Origin of the sequence: Bradyrhizobium sp. BTAi1, assembly GCF_000015165.1 — a bacterium.
Taxonomy (GTDB): Bacteria; Pseudomonadota; Alphaproteobacteria; order Rhizobiales; family Xanthobacteraceae; genus Bradyrhizobium; species Bradyrhizobium denitrificans.
Genome location: NC_009485.1, coordinates 2,563,996 through 2,580,345 on the forward strand (window position 1 = coordinate 2,563,996; position 16,350 = coordinate 2,580,345).

16 protein-coding genes are annotated in these 16,350 nt (G+C 64.4%); 2 read left to right on the top strand and 14 right to left on the bottom strand.

The features are described from left to right. Positions 1–44 precede the first annotated feature (44 nt). The 5 genes from BBTA_RS11555 to BBTA_RS11575 all read right to left on the bottom strand — a co-directional run bounded on the left by BBTA_RS11555 (position 45) and on the right by BBTA_RS11575 (position 6,578). Positions 45–605 (bottom strand): nucleoside 2-deoxyribosyltransferase, encoded by a 561-nt coding sequence (locus tag BBTA_RS11555; protein ID WP_012042671.1) that lies wholly within the window; start codon positions 603–605, stop codon positions 45–47. Between the two features lie 31 nt (positions 606–636). Continuing rightward, a complete protein-coding gene (dxs, locus tag BBTA_RS11560; RefSeq protein ID WP_012042672.1) occupies positions 637–2,562 on the bottom strand; it encodes a 1-deoxy-D-xylulose-5-phosphate synthase in 1,926 nt (641 codons plus the stop codon). 955 nt (positions 2,563–3,517) lie between these two features. Then, entirely contained in the window at positions 3,518–3,769 is a 252-nt protein-coding gene (locus tag BBTA_RS11565) for an exodeoxyribonuclease VII small subunit (protein WP_012042673.1), read from the bottom strand. A gap of 100 nt (positions 3,770–3,869) precedes the next feature. Next, positions 3,870–4,799, bottom strand: coding sequence for a histone deacetylase family protein (locus tag BBTA_RS11570; protein ID WP_012042674.1), 930 nt, complete (start codon positions 4,797–4,799; stop codon positions 3,870–3,872). A 111-nt stretch (positions 4,800–4,910) separates the two neighbouring features. After that, complete coding sequence (locus tag BBTA_RS11575; RefSeq protein WP_012042675.1) at positions 4,911–6,578, bottom strand: bifunctional UDP-sugar hydrolase/5'-nucleotidase; 1,668 nt, start codon at positions 6,576–6,578, stop codon at positions 4,911–4,913. A gap of 121 nt (positions 6,579–6,699) precedes the next feature. Here BBTA_RS11575 and bla point away from each other — a divergent pair, with 121 nt between their 5' ends. Next, positions 6,700–7,587 (top strand): subclass B3 metallo-beta-lactamase, encoded by an 888-nt coding sequence (gene bla / locus BBTA_RS11580; RefSeq protein ID WP_041751378.1) that lies wholly within the window; start codon positions 6,700–6,702, stop codon positions 7,585–7,587. A gap of 3 nt (positions 7,588–7,590) precedes the next feature. On the opposite strand, the gene solA is transcribed toward bla, so the two are convergent. The 4 genes from solA to BBTA_RS11600 form a co-directional block, all read right to left on the bottom strand. Next, complete coding sequence (solA, locus tag BBTA_RS11585) at positions 7,591–8,778, bottom strand: N-methyl-L-tryptophan oxidase (RefSeq protein ID WP_012042677.1); 1,188 nt, start codon at positions 8,776–8,778, stop codon at positions 7,591–7,593. 21 nt (positions 8,779–8,799) lie between these two features. After that, entirely contained in the window at positions 8,800–9,561 is a 762-nt protein-coding gene (locus BBTA_RS11590; RefSeq protein WP_012042678.1) for an enoyl-CoA hydratase-related protein, read from the bottom strand. 262 nt (positions 9,562–9,823) lie between these two features. Beyond that, positions 9,824–10,189 (bottom strand): hypothetical protein, encoded by a 366-nt coding sequence (locus tag BBTA_RS11595; RefSeq protein ID WP_012042679.1) that lies wholly within the window; start codon positions 10,187–10,189, stop codon positions 9,824–9,826. Further along, positions 10,189–10,740, bottom strand: a complete 552-nt coding sequence (locus BBTA_RS11600) for a hypothetical protein (RefSeq protein ID WP_041750564.1) — start codon at positions 10,738–10,740, stop codon at positions 10,189–10,191. Before BBTA_RS11600 ends, BBTA_RS11595 begins: the two co-directional genes overlap by 1 nt. 296 nt (positions 10,741–11,036) lie before the next feature. Here BBTA_RS11600 and BBTA_RS11605 point away from each other — a divergent pair, with 296 nt between their 5' ends. Next, on the top strand, positions 11,037–12,302 hold the full coding sequence (locus BBTA_RS11605) for a DUF892 family protein (protein ID WP_012042680.1): 1,266 nt from the start codon (positions 11,037–11,039) through the stop codon (positions 12,300–12,302). 359 nt (positions 12,303–12,661) lie between these two features. On the opposite strand, the gene BBTA_RS11610 is transcribed toward BBTA_RS11605, so the two are convergent. The 5 genes from BBTA_RS11610 to BBTA_RS11630 form a co-directional block, all read right to left on the bottom strand. Beyond that, positions 12,662–12,919 carry a hypothetical protein gene (locus tag BBTA_RS11610; RefSeq protein WP_012042681.1) on the bottom strand — a complete coding sequence of 86 codons (258 nt, stop codon included), beginning with the start codon at positions 12,917–12,919 and terminating at the stop codon, positions 12,662–12,664. Between the two features lie 264 nt (positions 12,920–13,183). After that, positions 13,184–13,567, bottom strand: coding sequence for a hypothetical protein (locus BBTA_RS40715; RefSeq protein WP_041750565.1), 384 nt, complete (start codon positions 13,565–13,567; stop codon positions 13,184–13,186). A gap of 498 nt (positions 13,568–14,065) precedes the next feature. Further along, positions 14,066–14,359 carry an HdeA/HdeB family chaperone gene (locus tag BBTA_RS11620; RefSeq protein ID WP_041750566.1) on the bottom strand — a complete coding sequence of 98 codons (294 nt, stop codon included), beginning with the start codon at positions 14,357–14,359 and terminating at the stop codon, positions 14,066–14,068. A gap of 310 nt (positions 14,360–14,669) precedes the next feature. Beyond that, positions 14,670–15,572, bottom strand: a complete 903-nt coding sequence (locus BBTA_RS11625) for a nucleoside hydrolase (RefSeq protein ID WP_041750567.1) — start codon at positions 15,570–15,572, stop codon at positions 14,670–14,672. Next, positions 15,573–16,295: a hypothetical protein gene (locus BBTA_RS11630; RefSeq protein WP_012042685.1), complete on the bottom strand. Its 723-nt coding sequence runs from the start codon at positions 16,293–16,295 to the stop codon at positions 15,573–15,575. It abuts the gene before it with no gap. Positions 16,296–16,350 lie beyond the last annotated feature (55 nt).

Below are 16,350 nucleotides of genomic sequence, written 5' to 3' on the forward strand. Positions count from 1 at the left end.
TGCAAGTTGTTCGCGAGTACTCGCGGCTTCAGAACGCGGCCGGATCAAACCGTCCCAATCGTCAGTCGCTTGGCCGCCAGTCTCACACACATCTCGAACGCTGCGAGATCATGCCAGACATCGGCTGGCCGCTCGCGCGGCAGCACCAGCGGATGGCCGTGCAGATCGAGCGCGTGGATCATCATCAGATTGTCCGGCAGGCCGAAATCCTCCACCGTCAGGCCCTCGGCATCGATCAGCCGCCCGTCCTGCTCCGTGACATTGGTGAGGCGCCGCACGCGATCGGCATAGACAGCGGGATCGTTGCAATAGCCGAGACACAGCCTGCCGCGGCCGGCCATGTAGCCGAGCTCATAGACCGTGCCGGCATCGGCGCCCGGGCCACGGAACGGCGTGAGGTTGGCGATGATCGCGTCGGCATCGTCCATCATCGTCTCGTTGCCGTGGAAGATCTGGCGCGAGGCGTCGGAGCTGCCGAGATCGACGCTGTTGTCGAGCGGATAGAGGCCGATCAGCCCGTGGCGGTCGCAGATCGCAACCTTCCGCCGGCCGGTCTCAACGGCGTCCGGCAGGAACACGTCGGGACCTGCCAGATAGATCTTCATGGATCACCAAGGAGGGCTGGCGAGGACGCCCTCAGGCGAGCTTGACCACCTCGGCGGTGTAGTCCTTGCCGAGCGCCTCGAACACCTTGCGGACGATGCCCTTGGCGTCGAGGCCGGCGCGGGCGTACATCGCGGCCGGCGTGTCGTGGTCCTGGAACTCGTCCGGCAGCACCATCGAGCGCATCTTCAGGCCGCCGTCGAGCATGCCCTGGTCGGCCAGGTACTGCATGACATGCGAGCCGAAGCCGCCGATCGAGCCTTCTTCGATTGTGATCAGGATCTCGTGCTCGCGGGCCAGCTTTAGCACCAGCTCCTCGTCGAGCGGCTTCATGAAGCGCGCATCGGCGATCGAGGCCGACAGGCCGTGGGCAGCGAGCTCGTCGGCCGCCTTCTCGCACTCGGCGAGGCGGGTGCCGAAGGAGAGCAGGGCGACCTGCTTGCCCTGGCGGATCATGCGACCCTTGCCGATCGGCAGGGGCACGCCGACTTCCGGCATCTCGACGCCGCGGCCTTCGCCGCGCGGATAGCGCACCGAGCTCGGCCGGTCGTTGATCGCGACCTGGGTCGCCACCATGTGCACGAGCTCGGCCTCGTCGGAGGCCGCCATGATCACCATGTTCGGCAGGCAGCCGAGATAGGCGTTGTCGAACGAGCCGGCGTGGGTGGCGCCGTCGGCGCCGACCAAGCCGGCGCGGTCGATCGCGAAGCGGACCGGCAGGCTCTGGATGCAGACGTCATGCACGATCTGGTCGTAGCCGCGCTGCAGGAAGGTCGAGTAGATCGCGCAGAACGGCTTGAAGCCTTCAGCCGCCAGGCCGGCCGCGAAGGTCACCGCATGCTGCTCGGCGATGCCCACATCGAAGGTGCGCTTCGGGAACGCCTTGGCGAAGATGTCGATGCCGGTGCCCGAGGGCATCGCGGCGGTGATGCCGACGACCTTGTCGTCCTTCTCGGCTTCCTTGACCAGGCTTTGGCCGAACACGTTCTGATAGGCCGGCGCATTCGGCTTGGCCTTGGCCTGGGTGCCGGTGGCGACGTCGAACTTGACGACGGCATGATACTTGTCGGCGGACGCTTCTGCCGGCGGATAGCCCTTGCCCTTCTGGGTCACGACATGGACCAGGATCGGGCCGGTCTCCATGTCACGGACGTTCTTCAGCACCGGCAGCAGGTGGTCGAGATTGTGGCCGTCGATCGGGCCGACATAATAGAAGCCGAGCTCCTCGAACAGCGTGCCGCCGTCCATCATGAAGCCGCGGGAATACTCCTCGACGCGGCTGGCGCGGTTGGCGATCACCTTGGGCAGATGCTGGCCGAGCTGCTTGGCCGCATCGCGCAGGGTGCGATAGGTCTTGCCCGAGTACAGGCGCGACAGATAGGCCGACATCGCGCCGACCGGCGGCGCAATCGACATGTCGTTGTCGTTGAGGATCACGATCAGGCGGGAATTCATCGCGCCGGCATTGTTCATGGCCTCATAGGCCATGCCGGCGGACATCGCGCCGTCGCCGATCACGGCGATCACATTATTCTTGCCGCCCGACAGATCGCGGGCCACCGCCATGCCGAGGCCGGCGGAAATCGAGGTCGAGGAGTGCGCGGCGCCGAACGGATCGTAATCGCTCTCGGTGCGCTTGGTGAAGCCCGAGAGGCCGCCGCCGGTGCGCAGGGTCCGGATCCGGTCGCGGCGACCGGTCAGGATCTTGTGCGGATAGGCCTGGTGGCCGACGTCCCAGATCAGCCGATCGCGCGGGGTGTCGAATACATAATGGATGGCGGTGGTCAGCTCGACCACGCCCAGACCCGCGCCAAAGTGGCCGCCGGTCACCGAGACCGCATCGATGGTCTCCTGGCGCAGTTCATCAGCGACCTGCCGGACCTGCTCGACCTTCAGCCGGCGCAGATCTTCCGGAGTCTTGATGGTGTCGAGAAGCGGCGTCTTACTAAATGTGGTCACGGTGACATTCCAATTTTGCAGGTCGGGTTCAAGGGCCGACGTCTGAGAGGTTCATCGTAACGGGCGGCGAAACCTGGTGTCTTGAAGGTCACATCCGCGCGGATCGAAGCCGCAGACCGGAGCCTAGCCGGCCTTTAGATCGATCTATGTGATGTAAGTCACTCTTGGTGGCCTTGCCGTCCTCGTTTGTCGCCCAAGCTCGCCAAGTTGTTCAGCCAAGTCAGTTTTGCTAGCTCTTGCAAGTGCTTGGCTCCAATCGTCGGAGGAGAATGAGCACTTCCAAAAACCCGCATTTGCGAGAAGCTTTACACCAAAGCGCGTCTTAAAGCCAACCCGGCGGAAGATGGCAAGCCCGCAAACGGTTCCGTGGCGTCAAATCTCAACCCCGGAGGCCCACGGCGGTTCCCTTGCACTGCTCAAATCGCTGGCAGACGCGGCCCCGAAATAGACCGGAGAGGCAAGCCCGGTCCAGGCTTTTTCCCGTGATGCAGAATCCGTCATGGCCGCAATCGGCAGCGCTGCGGCGGGATGAGCCATGCGTTCGCGTCAGGGGAGTCGTCCGCAAACCATCATGAAGTCGTCATCGGCATGCGGCCTTTCATTGGCCATCACGAATGCGACGTGCGCGCGAAAACGCCTTGCTCAAGGCAGCGTGGGCGCCGGCCCGGTGATCGCGGACTGAACCTGAAGAGCTCATCACGCCGTTGCTGTCGTGGCGATCGATCCCGCCCACCTGCGGGTATGACGGCGATCAAGGGGCGCCGGTTCCGCAGCAATCGTCGCGACGCGAAGCAGAAGCCGTCGCGGAATAACGTTAATGGAGTCCTGATGAGAAATACGGCTGAGATGCACGACCGGCAGGCGGTTCGCCCCTTGGTCTCGCTGCGGACCCCGACGCGAAATATTTTTTGACCTTAACCCGGCCAATGAGGTCAGGGGGCCGGTGTGACCGCCGCTATTGGACGTCCAGCGGGGCAACTCCCGTCGCCCGCCCGCTGGCGTCGGTCGTGATCTTCTCGACCCTCGCCTCGGCTTGGCGCAACAGCTCCTCGCAGCGACGCTTCAGCGCCTCGCCGCGCTCATAGATCGCCACCGACTCCTCGAGCGGCACCTTGCCGTCCTCGAGCCGCTTCACGATCGATTCCAGCTCCTCGATCGCGCGCTCGAACGACAGCTTCTTGACGTCGGTTACGGTGTTGTCCGCCATGCGGGTTCCCTGCAGATCACTCAACTCCGGGGCCGTGCTTTTACACGCCGGTCATGGCTCTGTCAGGTCCTGCCGGCGTCGATCGGCTGGAACCTGGGGATTACGCCCCGGTCAGCGCGGCAACGTGGGCGGAGACGGATTCCTTCAGTCCCTGAAGGTCATAGCCGCCCTCCAGGACCGAAACGACGCGGCCGCCGGCGCATTTGTCGGCGAGATCCATCAGCTTGCGCGTCACCCAGCCGAAATCTTCGGCCCTGAGATTCAGAGATGCGAGTGGGTCGCGATAATGGGCGTCGAAGCCGGCCGAGATGATCACGAGCTCCGGGCTGAACTTGGTCAGCTGCGGCAGGATCAGGTTTTCGAAGGCGGAGCGGAACTCCAGGCTGCCATCGTCGGAGGCGAGCGGCGCGTTGACGATGGTGTCGTGCTCGCCGCGCTCGCCGCGGGCGCCGGTGCCCGGGAACAGCGGCATCTGGTGGGTCGAGCAGTACATCACGCTCTTGTCGGCCCAGAAGATGTCCTGGGTGCCGTTGCCGTGATGGACGTCGAAATCGATGATGGCGGCGCGCTCGATCCCGAAGGTGCGCTGGGCGTAGCGGGCGGCGATCGCGACATTGTCGAAGAAGCAGAAGCCCATCGGCTTGGCGATCTCGGCATGGTGGCCGGGCGGGCGCACCGCCACGAAGGCATTGCGGTGGCGGCCGGACATCACTGATTCGGTCGCAGCCACGGCCCCGCCGACGCCGCGCATCACCGCTTCCCAGGTGCCTGGCGACATCGAGGTGTCGCCGTCGAGATAGATGATCCCCGAGGTCGGCGCCATCTGGCGCAATTCGGTGACGTAATGCTCATTGTGGCAGAGCAAAGCGAGCGCGATGTCCGCTTCCGGGGCCTCGTCGCGATCCAGCAGGGCGAAGCGTTCCTCGGTCAGGGCTTCTTCCACGGCGCGCAGGCGATCGGCACGCTCGGGGTGTCCGGAGGGCGTCGCATGATCGAGGCAGGCTTCGTGAGAAAGATACAGCGTCGACATTGGGCTCTGCCACTCGCGCGTTACGGGAATGCCCAATCTATGCGCTGAACGCAGCCTCGGAAAGGGCCCTGACGGCGACAGGGCCCGGTTTCCGCGCGGTTCGACCGGACTTCACTGCGCCCTGTTGAGAATGCGATCGCGCGGCGGCGGAGCGAGCGGGCTGTTCGCCTTGAGATAAGCGAACAGCGCCTCGTCGTCATAGGGACCGACGACCGGATCGCGGCCCCCTTTGAAGGCGGTGAAGCCGTCGCCGCCGAGCGCGAGATAGGTGTTGAGGGTGACGCGATAGGATGCGGCGGGATCGACCGGCTTGCCGGCCAGCATCATGCTGGCGGCATCGACGCGCCCCCCGGCCGGCTGTTTGGGATCGAACGCATAGCTGAACCCGTTCGAGATCTGCAGAATGCGCGGCCTTGCGGGATCGAGCCATTGCTGCTCCAGCGCCGCCTTGATCTCGGCGCCGGTCAGGGTGACCGTCATCAGCTGGTTGCGGAAGGGCTGGCTGGCAAACACGTCGGCATAGGTCACCGCGCCGTCGTCGCGACGGGCGAGATCGGTGCGGATGCCGCCGGGATTGGTCATCGCGATGACGGCGCCGCCCTTGGCGGTTGCGGCGAGCTGGGCATCGGCGATGACGTCGCCGAGCGCGCTTTCGCCCGCTCCATTCGGCACCCGTGAGAGCGGCTGTGCGATGGATCCGGCCGGCCGATTGGCGATCGGCGCGGCGACCTTCTCGTAGGCGTCGATCAGCGCGGTCTGCGCCGGGTCCTTCGGCAGCGTGGTGTCGACCACGATATTGGTCGCGGTGGCGCTGACCACGTCGCGCGTGGTGCGGTCGAGCTTGACGTCGATCGCGGTCACCAGCGTGCCGAACTTGTCGGCCGAGGTGACGAGGCGCTTGTCGATGGTGCAGACATAGGCCTGGTGGGTATGGCCGGAGATGATGATGTCGACCGCGCTGTCGAGGTCCTTGACGATGTCGACGATCGGCCCGGACAGGCCCGGGCACTCGTTCATGCCGCCGGACGGCCAGCCGCCCTCGTGAATCAGCACGACGATGGCCTGCACGCCCTTTGCCTTCAGCTCCGGGATCAGGGCGTTGATGCTCTCGGCCTCGTTGCGGAAATCGAGCCCGGCCGCGCTCGCCGGCGAGATGATCCCGGCGGTGGCTTTCAACGTCAGCCCGATGAAGGCGACGGGAATATCCTCGAAGGTGCGGATCTCGTAGGGCGGAAACACCGTCTTGTCGGTGCCGGCGAGAAATGTCGACGCGGCGAGATAGTGGAATTTGGCGCCGGTGAAGCGCTGTGGCCCGCGGCAGCCCTCAGTCGGATGACAGCCGCCATTCTGCATGCGCAGCAATTCGTCCTTGCCCTCGTCGAACTCGTGATTGCCGACGGCCGACAAAGCCAGCCCCATCTCCGACATCGCTTCGATGGTCGGCTCGTCGTGGAACATCGCCGACAGGAACGGGCTGGCGCCGATGAGGTCGCCGGCCGACACGAAGATCGTGTTCGGCTGGCCGTCGGACAACAGCTTCACCAGGCTCGCCATGTGCTCGGCACCGCCGGCCGGGACCATGCTGGTCTTGGCCGGGTCCGCAGGATCGGCGACTCGGATGCCGGCCGGCGGCGGCTTGAGATTGCCGTGGAAGTCGTTGATGGCCAGGATGCGCAGCGACACCGGCTCATCCTCGGCATGGACGGGCAGGGCGGCAAGGCCAGCGGCGGTGAGGGCGGCGACGAGGCAGGCGGCGAGAACGCGGCTGAGACGACTCATGGCAGGATCACGTGTGATGCAGGGCGGCGGCGAGGTGCGATTGCCCCGCCATGGCGGCAATGACATAAGACAAAACAGATAAAACCAGAACAATGATACCGGGCAATCCGGGGAGGGTATGATGAAAAGAATGCTGCTGCTCGTGGCGACCTTGTCGCTGGCCGCTGGCTCTGCTGCAGCGCAATCGCTGCCGGACCTGATGAAGCAGATGATCGCGGCGTGGAATAAGCCGACCGAGCCGTTCAAGGTGATCGACAATATCTATTATGTCGGCACAAACGGGCTCGCCTCCTATCTGATCACGACGCCGCAGGGGCACATCCTGATCGATACGGTGATGCCGGAATCCACCGCGCAGATCGAGGCCAGCATCGCCAAGCTCGGCTTCAAGGTCGCCGACATCAAATACATCCTCAACACCCACGCCCATATCGACCATACCGGCGGGCTCGCGCAGATCAAGCAGGAGACCGGCGCGCAGATGGTGGCGGGCGCCAAGGACGTGCCGCTGCTCGAAGGCGGCTTCTATCCGGGGCGTGAGCAGGAGAGCCATTTGAACTTCCCGCCGGTCAAGGTCGACCGCGCCGTGCATGAAGGCGACACCGTCACGCTCGGCGGCGTCACCTTGACCGCGCATGAGACGCCCGGTCATTCGCCGGGCTGCACCAGCTGGACCACCGATGTGAAGGACGGCGAGGCCACCCGCAGCGTCATCTTCTTCTGCAGCGCCACGGTGGCGCTCAACCAGCTGGTGGGCCGGCCGACCTATCCCGGCATCGTCGACGACTACAAGAAGACCTATGCCTGGGCGAAGACGGTGCATCCGGACATTCTGCTCGCGCCGCATCCGGAGATGTTCGACTTGGCCGCCAAGCGGGCGAAGATCGCCGAGGGCGGGCCGAACCCGTTCGTCCGGCCGGGCGAGTTCAACGCCTACCTCGACAGGCTCGAGACGCAGTTCAACGAGGGCCTGTCCAAGCAGACAGCGGCGCTGCAAACCGGCAAATAGCGTTCAGGGGGCGGCGGCCAGCCGGTCCAGCGTAAAGCCGGAGAGATCGACAAGCGGCGCCTGGCCCAGCGCCATCGCCGCGAGCGCTTCGCCGACGGCCGGCGAATGCTTGAAGCCGTGGCCCGAGCAGGCCGAGGCATAGATCACCTCGGGGGCGCCGGGATCGCGGTCGATGATGAAGCGCCCGCCGCTGGCATTGGTGTAGAGACAGACCTCGCTGCGCAGGCATTTAGGGCCGAGATCGGGCACGAACGGGCGGACATAGGTCTCGTAGGTGGCCGCGATCTCGTCCGCGGTGACCTCGCGGCCGACGTGATCGGGATCGGTCTCGCCGGTCATGACCTCGTTGGCGAGCTTGACGCCGTTGCCGGGCGAGCCGAGCCAGGGAAAGCCGTAGATGTCGGATGCAGCGCCGGCGCGGCCGGTGACGTCCCAGATGAAGACCGGCGCGTCCGGACCGAAGCGCTGCGGGTTGGACAGGATCTCGAACCAGTACAGCACCTGGCGGGTGATGTGGACGCGGCGGCGCAATGGCGCGATCATCTCGGTGATCCACGGGCCGGTGGTGACGATCAGCGTCGTCGCGGAGGTGGTCGTGCCGTCCTCCAGCGTGACGCTGAGCACGCCGGCCGCGCGGCGGAACGCGGTGACGCGCCGTCCGGTCACGAGCTCCGCGCCATGGCGTGCGGCGACGACAAGCTCGGTGCGCACGCAATCCTCGACCAGGAGATAGCCGCCCTCGCGATCGAGAAAGGCGCGGTCGCCCGGCGCGGTGGCGAAGGCCGGATAGTCGGCGCGGAGCCGCTCCGCGGAGAGGGTCTCGCCGTCGACCCCGTGCAGCCGTGCCGCAGCCTCGATATTGGCGAAGAACTGTCCGCTGCTGACGCCGTGCACTGCGCCGCCGTGCTGGCTCGGAATGAACAGGCAGCCGCATTGCTGGAACAGGTGGGTGCCGGTCTCGCGCTCCAGTTCGCGCCAGATCTGGTGCGAACGCCGCGCCAGCGGCGTGTAGTCGACGCCCTCGCCGATCGCGGCGCGGGTGATGCGGGTCTCGCCATGGGTCGAGCCGAAGCGATGCGGCGGCTGGAAGCGGTCGATGCCGAGCACGCGGCGTCCCGCTTTCGCAAGGTGCAGCATGGCGGCGCTGCCGACCGCGCCGCAGCCGATCACGATCACATCATAATGCGGCATCGGCGGCCGGCCTGGCTGCGTTCATTTCTTCTTGCGCGACAGGAATGCCTTGAAGGCGCCGATCGCCTCCTCGGAGGTCATGCGTTCGGCGAACAGATAGCCTTCCTGGTCGATCCGCCGGGTCAACTCGTCCGGCGCGGTGCGGATCAGCTTGCGTCCGATCGCCACCGCCTCGGCCGGCAGGCGGCAGATGTCGCGCGCGACCTTCTGCGCCTCGACCTCGGTATGCCCCGGGGCCACCACCGTATTGACGAAGCCGGCGATATGCGCGTCCGCCGCCGTCATGGTGCGGCCCATCACCAGCATCGCAAAGGCGCGCTGATAGCCCATGGTCTGCGGCATCAGCAGGCTCGAGGCGCCTTCGGGCACCAGGCCGAGATGGATGAAGGGCGTCGCGAAGGTCGCGGTCGTCGAGGCCAGCACGTAGTCGCAGTGGAACAGCATCGTGGTGCCGATGCCGATGGCGACGCCGTCGACCGCGGCGATGATCGGTTTGACGTTGTGGGCCAGCGAATAGAGAAATTTCGTCGCGGCGGAGGTGCGCATGGCCTCGTTGCCGGCGTTGCCCGCCTGCAGGAAATCCTCGAGGTCGTTGCCGGCGGTGAACACGCCGGAGCCCCCCGTGATGATGATGCATCGCACCAGCGGATTGTTCTGCGCGGTATCGATCGCATCGCTCATGCCGAGATACATCGCCTGCGTGATCGCGTTCTTCTTTTCCGGCCGCCGCAGCTTGATCGTCCGTGTCTCGCCTTCGTCGGTGACGATCAGATGGTCGGTCATGTGGCCCTCGTGCAGGTGTGCCGGCCGCTCCGCTGCGGTCGGTCGTCTTGGCGTCGTTTCTCGCGACTCAGCCTACATCATTCGCCGCTCGTGCCAAAGGCTGAAGCGGCCATGGACGATAGGACGGATTGCGCGGGAGATCAGGCACAACCGCTCTTCGACGATGGTGAAGAAGGCGATTTGCATCAGCGTCGTGACTAACGCTTCCCGAAGCCGAAACGAGGCAAGACGGAGCCGCGCCTGGTCGGCGCGATGTGGCGCGTCAACGCGGTCCGTCCGAACGCGGCGGCGCGGGAGTGCGCGGCGCAGCCGGCTGCTGCTGTCGGGCGGCCTCGCGGCGCAGCGCCTGCTCCAGCACCACGAGCCGCGTCGCCATGCGGGTCAGCTCGTCATGCATCGAGCTCTGAACGCCCTGCACAGCGTGCTGCACCTCGCGCAACGCGTCGCGCTGGGTCTCCGCCTTGAGCACCCTGAACTCGGTCTCGATCGCGGTCAGGCGCTGGTTGACGGCCTTGATCGCTTCGGCGATCTCCTTCTGCCCTTCCTGCAGCGCGCGAACATGATCGACCAGCCGCAGATGATCGGTCAGTTCCTCGACCGCCTTGCCGATGTTGCCGCGGCCCGACATTACTTCACCGATCTCAGCAGCGTCCTGATCGTCGCCAGATGATCCTCGGGCGATCCGAGTCGCGCCGAGACGGCGTGCATCAGCTCCTTGCGGAGCTGCTGCAGCTCATCCTCCTGATCACCGCGCGGGCTCGCGGCCGCAGAGGAGTAGCTGGGGTGCGGATAGGCGCCGACCGGCCGCTCCATCGGCAAATAATAAGCAGGGCGTTCATCGGCCCAGGCCGTCGTGGGCCCACTGCCAGGCGGGGCCGGGCGAGCCTGGCCGGCGAAGCGCGGCTGGGCGCCGCGCGGCTGCCGTTCGATGGAATCGACGATGGCCGCGAGCGCGACGTCGAAATTGCTTTCGTCGGAAATGTCCAGCGCGGGCTCCATGGCCGCTGTCGGCGGAAGCGGCGGTAACGTCAAAGACGAACGGGCCGACGGCGAATGCTCGAACGGCGAGCGGCTGAACGAAGAACGGGCGAACGACGTCAGGTCGCGCAGCCGCTCGACAGCGCGGCGCCATCGCGCGCCGAGCCGCGGCTCCTCCCTGGCAGGTGTTCGCATCAACATCTGACTCTCCAGCAAGTTAGCTTAGGCGAGCGGAGAAAAGCTTAGCAAGGGTTGCGCTGCCGCTGCCAACAGCTGTGTTGCGGCCGCCGCAGCCCGGGGTCTTGGTCCATGCCGGCCTTGATGGGCGCTTGGCTGGGCAATGCGCGGCAGTGTGCATAGGCTTGGGCGCCGGCCTGACTGCGTTCACCCGGCCGGCGCAGAGCAGGGCGGAAGATGTTCCGGTGAGAGGTAAGGAACAACCGTGGTGCCCGGAGGTTCGGACTCTTGCTGCATCCCCGCAAACGTCCGAGGCCTCCATGTATCACCACGTCAAAAAGCTGATGTTCACCGTCCGTGTCGACGAGCCCGATCCGCGCTTCGGCAACATGCTGCTGGAGCAGTTCGGCGGCGCCAATGGCGAGCTTGCCGCCGCCATGCAGTATTCGATCCAGGGCCTCAATTGCGAGGATCCCGATCGCAAGGATCTCCTGATGGACATCGGCACCGAGGAGCTGAGCCATCTGGAAGTGGTCGGCACGCTCGCCCGCATGCATCTGAAGCCCGCCAAGTTCGACCGCGAGGCCGCCGAGGCCGATCCGTTGATCGCGATTTGCGGCGGGGGCGGCGTCAATCTGTTCAACTCGCAGGGCAATCCCTGGACCGCCGACTATCTGAAAATCACCGGCGAGCTCGACGTCGATCTGCGCAGCAACATCGCCGCCGAGGCGCGCGCCAAGATCGTCTATGAGCGGCTGATCAATTTCACTGATGACGCCGGCACCAAGGATGCGCTGCAGTTCCTGATGACGCGCGAGATCACCCATATGAAGGCGTTCGCGCTGGCGCTGGAGAGCATGAACAAGCCGGCCTTCAGCATCGGACGGATCGCGCCGACGCCGGGCCTCGTCGATCAGTTCTTCAACGATTCCACCGGCAATGGCGACCATGGCGAGATCGATACCCGTGGCCCCTGGAACGAGGGCGGTGACTGGGTGTTCACGGAATCACCGGCGATCCAGGCCGAGAACGGCGCGGCCAATGCGATCGTCACCGAGAGCTCGCCGCCGGCCGATGAAGCGGGTCTCGGCGATCTCTTGATCGAGGAGCTGCGCGACATCCTCCATGCCGAGAAGCAGCTGACCAAGGCGCTGCCGAAGATGGCGGAGGCCGCCCGCTTCGATCAGCTGCGCGAATTGTTCGAGCAGCATCTGGTCGAGACCGAGGCCCAGATCGAGCGCATCAACGAATGCTTCGAGCTGCTCGGCAAGACGCCGCGGGCAAAGCCGTGCAAGGGCATGATGGGCCTGGTTGAGGAAGGCGAGGAGATCGTGACCCAATCCGAGGACAAGGAGGATGCGGCGGCGGATCTCGCGCTGATCGGCGCGGCACAGCGCGTCGAGCATTACGAGATATCCGGCTACACCACCGCGCGCAACCTTGCCTCACAGCTCCGCCACAGCGCCGTCGTCGCGCTGCTGTCGAAGTCGCTGGCCGAGGAGGAGAATGCCGATCAGCTCCTCAATCAGGTCGCGCGCTCCTTGATGTCGGTCGCCAAGATGCCGGCGGCGATCGAGCAGGCGTGAGGTAGGGACTTCCGCGGCGCGCTTGCGCTCTGCAGGCCTCCGTGGAGCACAGCACCACGTGGGTGGGGCGCAGACATTGCGCCACGTCTTCATATCGTCATGGCCGGGCTTGTCCCGGCCATCCACGTCGTTCAGCTCGCTGAGAAGCGCATGGATGCCCGGGACAAGCCCGGGCATAACGGAACAACTAACTGCCAGGATGGATCGTTCGCGACAGTCCCGTGTCTCCATATCCGACCGCCTCGCCTTTGCGGGGCATGACGGCCGTCTTTAAAAACGCCAAATGTGCCCTCCGCTGGCCGTCTGGAATGACGGGGAACAGCGATCAACAGCGGACCAGCCGCTCTCCCGCTGCCATCTCACTCCGTATAGCTGCGCGACCGGTCCGCCCTGCGGAAATGGTTCGTCGACAGGCAGCGCCTGGCCCGGTTGATCTGCGCATCGGTGGCGCCGCGGCTGCGCGCATACATCTCGGCCACCTCGGCGGTGTATTTCTCCACGTAGTAGCGCACCTCCGAGCAGGACATCCGGGTGTCCGGACCAGCCTCGTTGGCTGCCTGCACTCCGGATCCCATCGCCAGAAGCAGAATCCCCGCGCCGATCATACCCCGCACCATCGACTTCCTCCCCCTTGTCGCAGCTGCCCGATAACAGGCGTGACTCGGCGCGAGGGTGCAAATTAACAAATGACGGCCACGTGACATCATCGCTGCAGTGTGGCTTCGCAGTGTCACCGAGCGTTGCGGCGGCGCATCGCCTGCAACCGCAGCCGCTCGGAAACGCCTCGTACCGATGGCAGATCGCGGTTCCTTCAGCGGAACCCTCGTTCACCTCGCGCTGGTCGGGCTGGCGCGATGATGCGCCGCTCCTCCTTCGACATCTCAGGCCGCCGCGGTCGAACTCGCCGTGCCCGCGCTGCTCGAGCCGCCGGTGCTTGCAGCGCCGCTGGCCGCGCCTTGCGCGTTGTAGGTTTGCGCGCCCTTGCTGCTGCCGTCCGAGCTGGCGGCCGTCTTGGTCACCTCGGTCGAGCCGTCGGAATAGGTGATCGTCGTGGTGGTGACGCCGTCGAGCGTGATCGAGACCTCGCTGACGACAGTCTTGCCCGACGACGCGCCGCCGCTGCCGGAGGAGCTCTCCGACGTGTCGCCGGCCGAGCTCGTGGCTGATGACGACGAGGTTGCGGACGTCGCCGAGCTGGATGAGGTGGCCGCGGTCGCCTGGGACGACGTGGCCGCGATGGGAGTCGAAACGGAGCTGATCGACATGGACTTCTCGCATGAAGAAAGGGGCGGGTGCCGCACGGCTGCGCGGCTCGCTTCTTCAACGCGGCTTTGGCGCGGAGCTGGCGTACTGAGTTGCGTCTGAATGTGTCCGGATGCAGCGGGTTTCACTCGGGGTCATCGAAGCGTGTCGCCAGCCGCGCTGCCCGCGGCAAAGTCTCCCGTCGCAGGGCGCCCGCCACGGCGTTGCGGATTGGCTTCGCGGCTCTCACACGCCCCGGCGCAAGTTCAACCCCCAGTTCTTTCCCCATGTCATTCCCAGCGGCGGCTATGCGGCGAACAGGACGCCACCAGGCGTCCTGTGCGCTCCGGAATGGTGGCGGAGGGCGGAGAGGGGCGATTGCCAAGCGCCGGCGCGGCGCTCTATCGTTCTGCACGCATGAGCGTCGCCTTTTCACCCCGCCAAACATCACGCGTCGCGAAAGCCTGCTGCGCTTACGCCGACGCCAACCCGATTGACCGATCTAACGATCTGTTGCTGACCTAATTGCCGAGGATCTTCTCCGCCGCGGTGACGATGCTGACCGTCGGATGCTCGGCGCAATACTTGCCGAACTTCTTGGCGTTCTCGATGAACACCTCGGTATCGAACAGGGCTTCGTCCTGATCGCCCTTGTACCAGCCGTCGAGCCAGATCAGCACCATCTTGATGCTGTCGTCGCCGCTCTCGACGAACTGTTTGCAGCTCATGGTCGACAGATCCAGCACGACGGCCGAGGCCGGTGCTGACGGCAGCATCAGGGCCGCGGCGAGCAGCGGGGCAGCGAGCAATTTCATGGGGCGTCTCCGGATGGATGTCATGAAAACAATGAAAAAGACAGTGCGTTACGAATCCCTTCGCGCGCCAATGCGAAGCGCGCGATCAAGATCGCGCCGGGGCCCGCATGGTTAGGATCGGCCAAATCGCGCGCGGTCGTCAGGGGTGCTGCGGTAAGTCAATGCCGGGATCGGGCCCGCCCGCCGTGCGAACCGTCCTGTCGCTGTGGCGCCTCCCGGCCGATGTCCTTGTGCAGGCGCGCCACGGGTCTCGGCCAAGGTCCAGCCAGTTGCGCGCCCCCATTTGGAGAGCGTGGCGCAGCTCGCGTGATTATGCCAGGATCGACCAGGAGCGCATGAACTGCCTGACCCAGCGCAGGTCGCCCCCGAGACAAAATCTTGCGTGATAGGCACCGTTGATATCAAACCGCAGTTGTCCGCGATGGTCTGTGGAGCTGTCTACGTCAAATGGAATGCGCCAGAAGTTGAATTTCGACGGATAGAGCATGGACAGAAGCGCGATCGTATCATGCGGAAAGCAGCCGGAGATGCCCTCGGCCTGTTCGTAGCTCGCCATGTAGAATTTATGAGCTTCGCTGAGCATCGGAGCCGCTGCTCCAAACGTGCTTAAGCTCGTCAGGTCTTCCCGCCTGAATATGAGCTTTCGGCAGATATCAAGCGGGACAATTGTGATTGGAATTCCTGAGTGGAGAATGTTGGCCAACGCGATGGGGTCGTTGTAGGCGTTGAATTCGGCGTCCTCGGTGATATTGCCTTTGTCAAAAATCGCGCCCGTCATCATCGTGATACCGGAAATTCGCTCAGCCCCGAGCATGCGCGCGATCGATGGGATATTGGTTGCTGGCCCGATGCTCAGGATATGAACGTCCTCGTTGAGCCATCGCGCGCGTTCCAAAGGGCTTTCAATCGACTCTGATAGAGAGTCGAATTGTTCGTCTGGCCTGACCTCACCGATGACATTGCCCAAGCCATCGAGTCCGTGAATATCCGTTGCAGACTGCGCGAAGCCGTCTGAAGCGCGTTCGGCGCCGACGAGAATTGGTGCGTCGACACCGAGTCGGTGTAACAAGGTTCGGATGTTGTGCGCGGCTTGGCGTGCTGAGACATTTCCGAATACGGTTGAAAAAGCGATCTTATGTCCTGAGACGATTTTGCAAGCGACAGCGATCGCGAGCGCGTCGTCTACTCCCCCATCGCTGTCGATCCAGATCATCTATAGTCTTCCATTGCTTTTCATGTGGTCGATCAGTCGCTTGAATTGATCGGGAGGCAGTCTCGTCGATTGACGGTTGATGTCCGCTGCCTTCCAATCCGCGCTGGTCACCCGCACAAGGAGGATGGATGCCGCGGTCGGCGAATCCTCATAGTCGAGATCGGATATTCTGCCCGGAAGTTGCGCCAATGGATCATTCTGGAAAGCCTCGTAATATTGCTTGGAGTACAGAACGCTCAACACGTTACCGGTGCGGGTCGGAATCCCCGACGTGTTGATGCGGTGTGAGTCTCCTTTGAAGATCCAGAATCCGGCATGATCATCGAGCTTGATATCCGAAGCGTCCCAGGTCGCGGCAACCTTGCCTGAGGGGTCGTAGGCGTAGCCCGAGTATGTCCACCCAAATCCCAGGTTCTTGGACAGATGCGACAAGCTCCAGGGGCGCTCCGCAATATCGACTTTCTGAAGCCACCACCCCTCAATGGCGCTGTGGCGGAACAGCCAGTGGCGAATCCGCGGGACGTTGATGAACCAAAACGGCACCGTGAGCAGAATCAACCAGATCGCGAAGCTCCCGGCTCCGTGCAAGGTCATCTGCATATAAGTGTAGTCGGCGGCTGATACTGAAGATGACCATTTGTTGAACACGGCCGACGATATTGCGGTGGCGACAGTCACCCAGCCGAACTCGTAAATGCGGCGAAAGGTTTCAACGTAATTCATCAGAACCTCCTAACCGATCAAAACTCCATTTCAATCAAACAATTCAAAGCTGTGG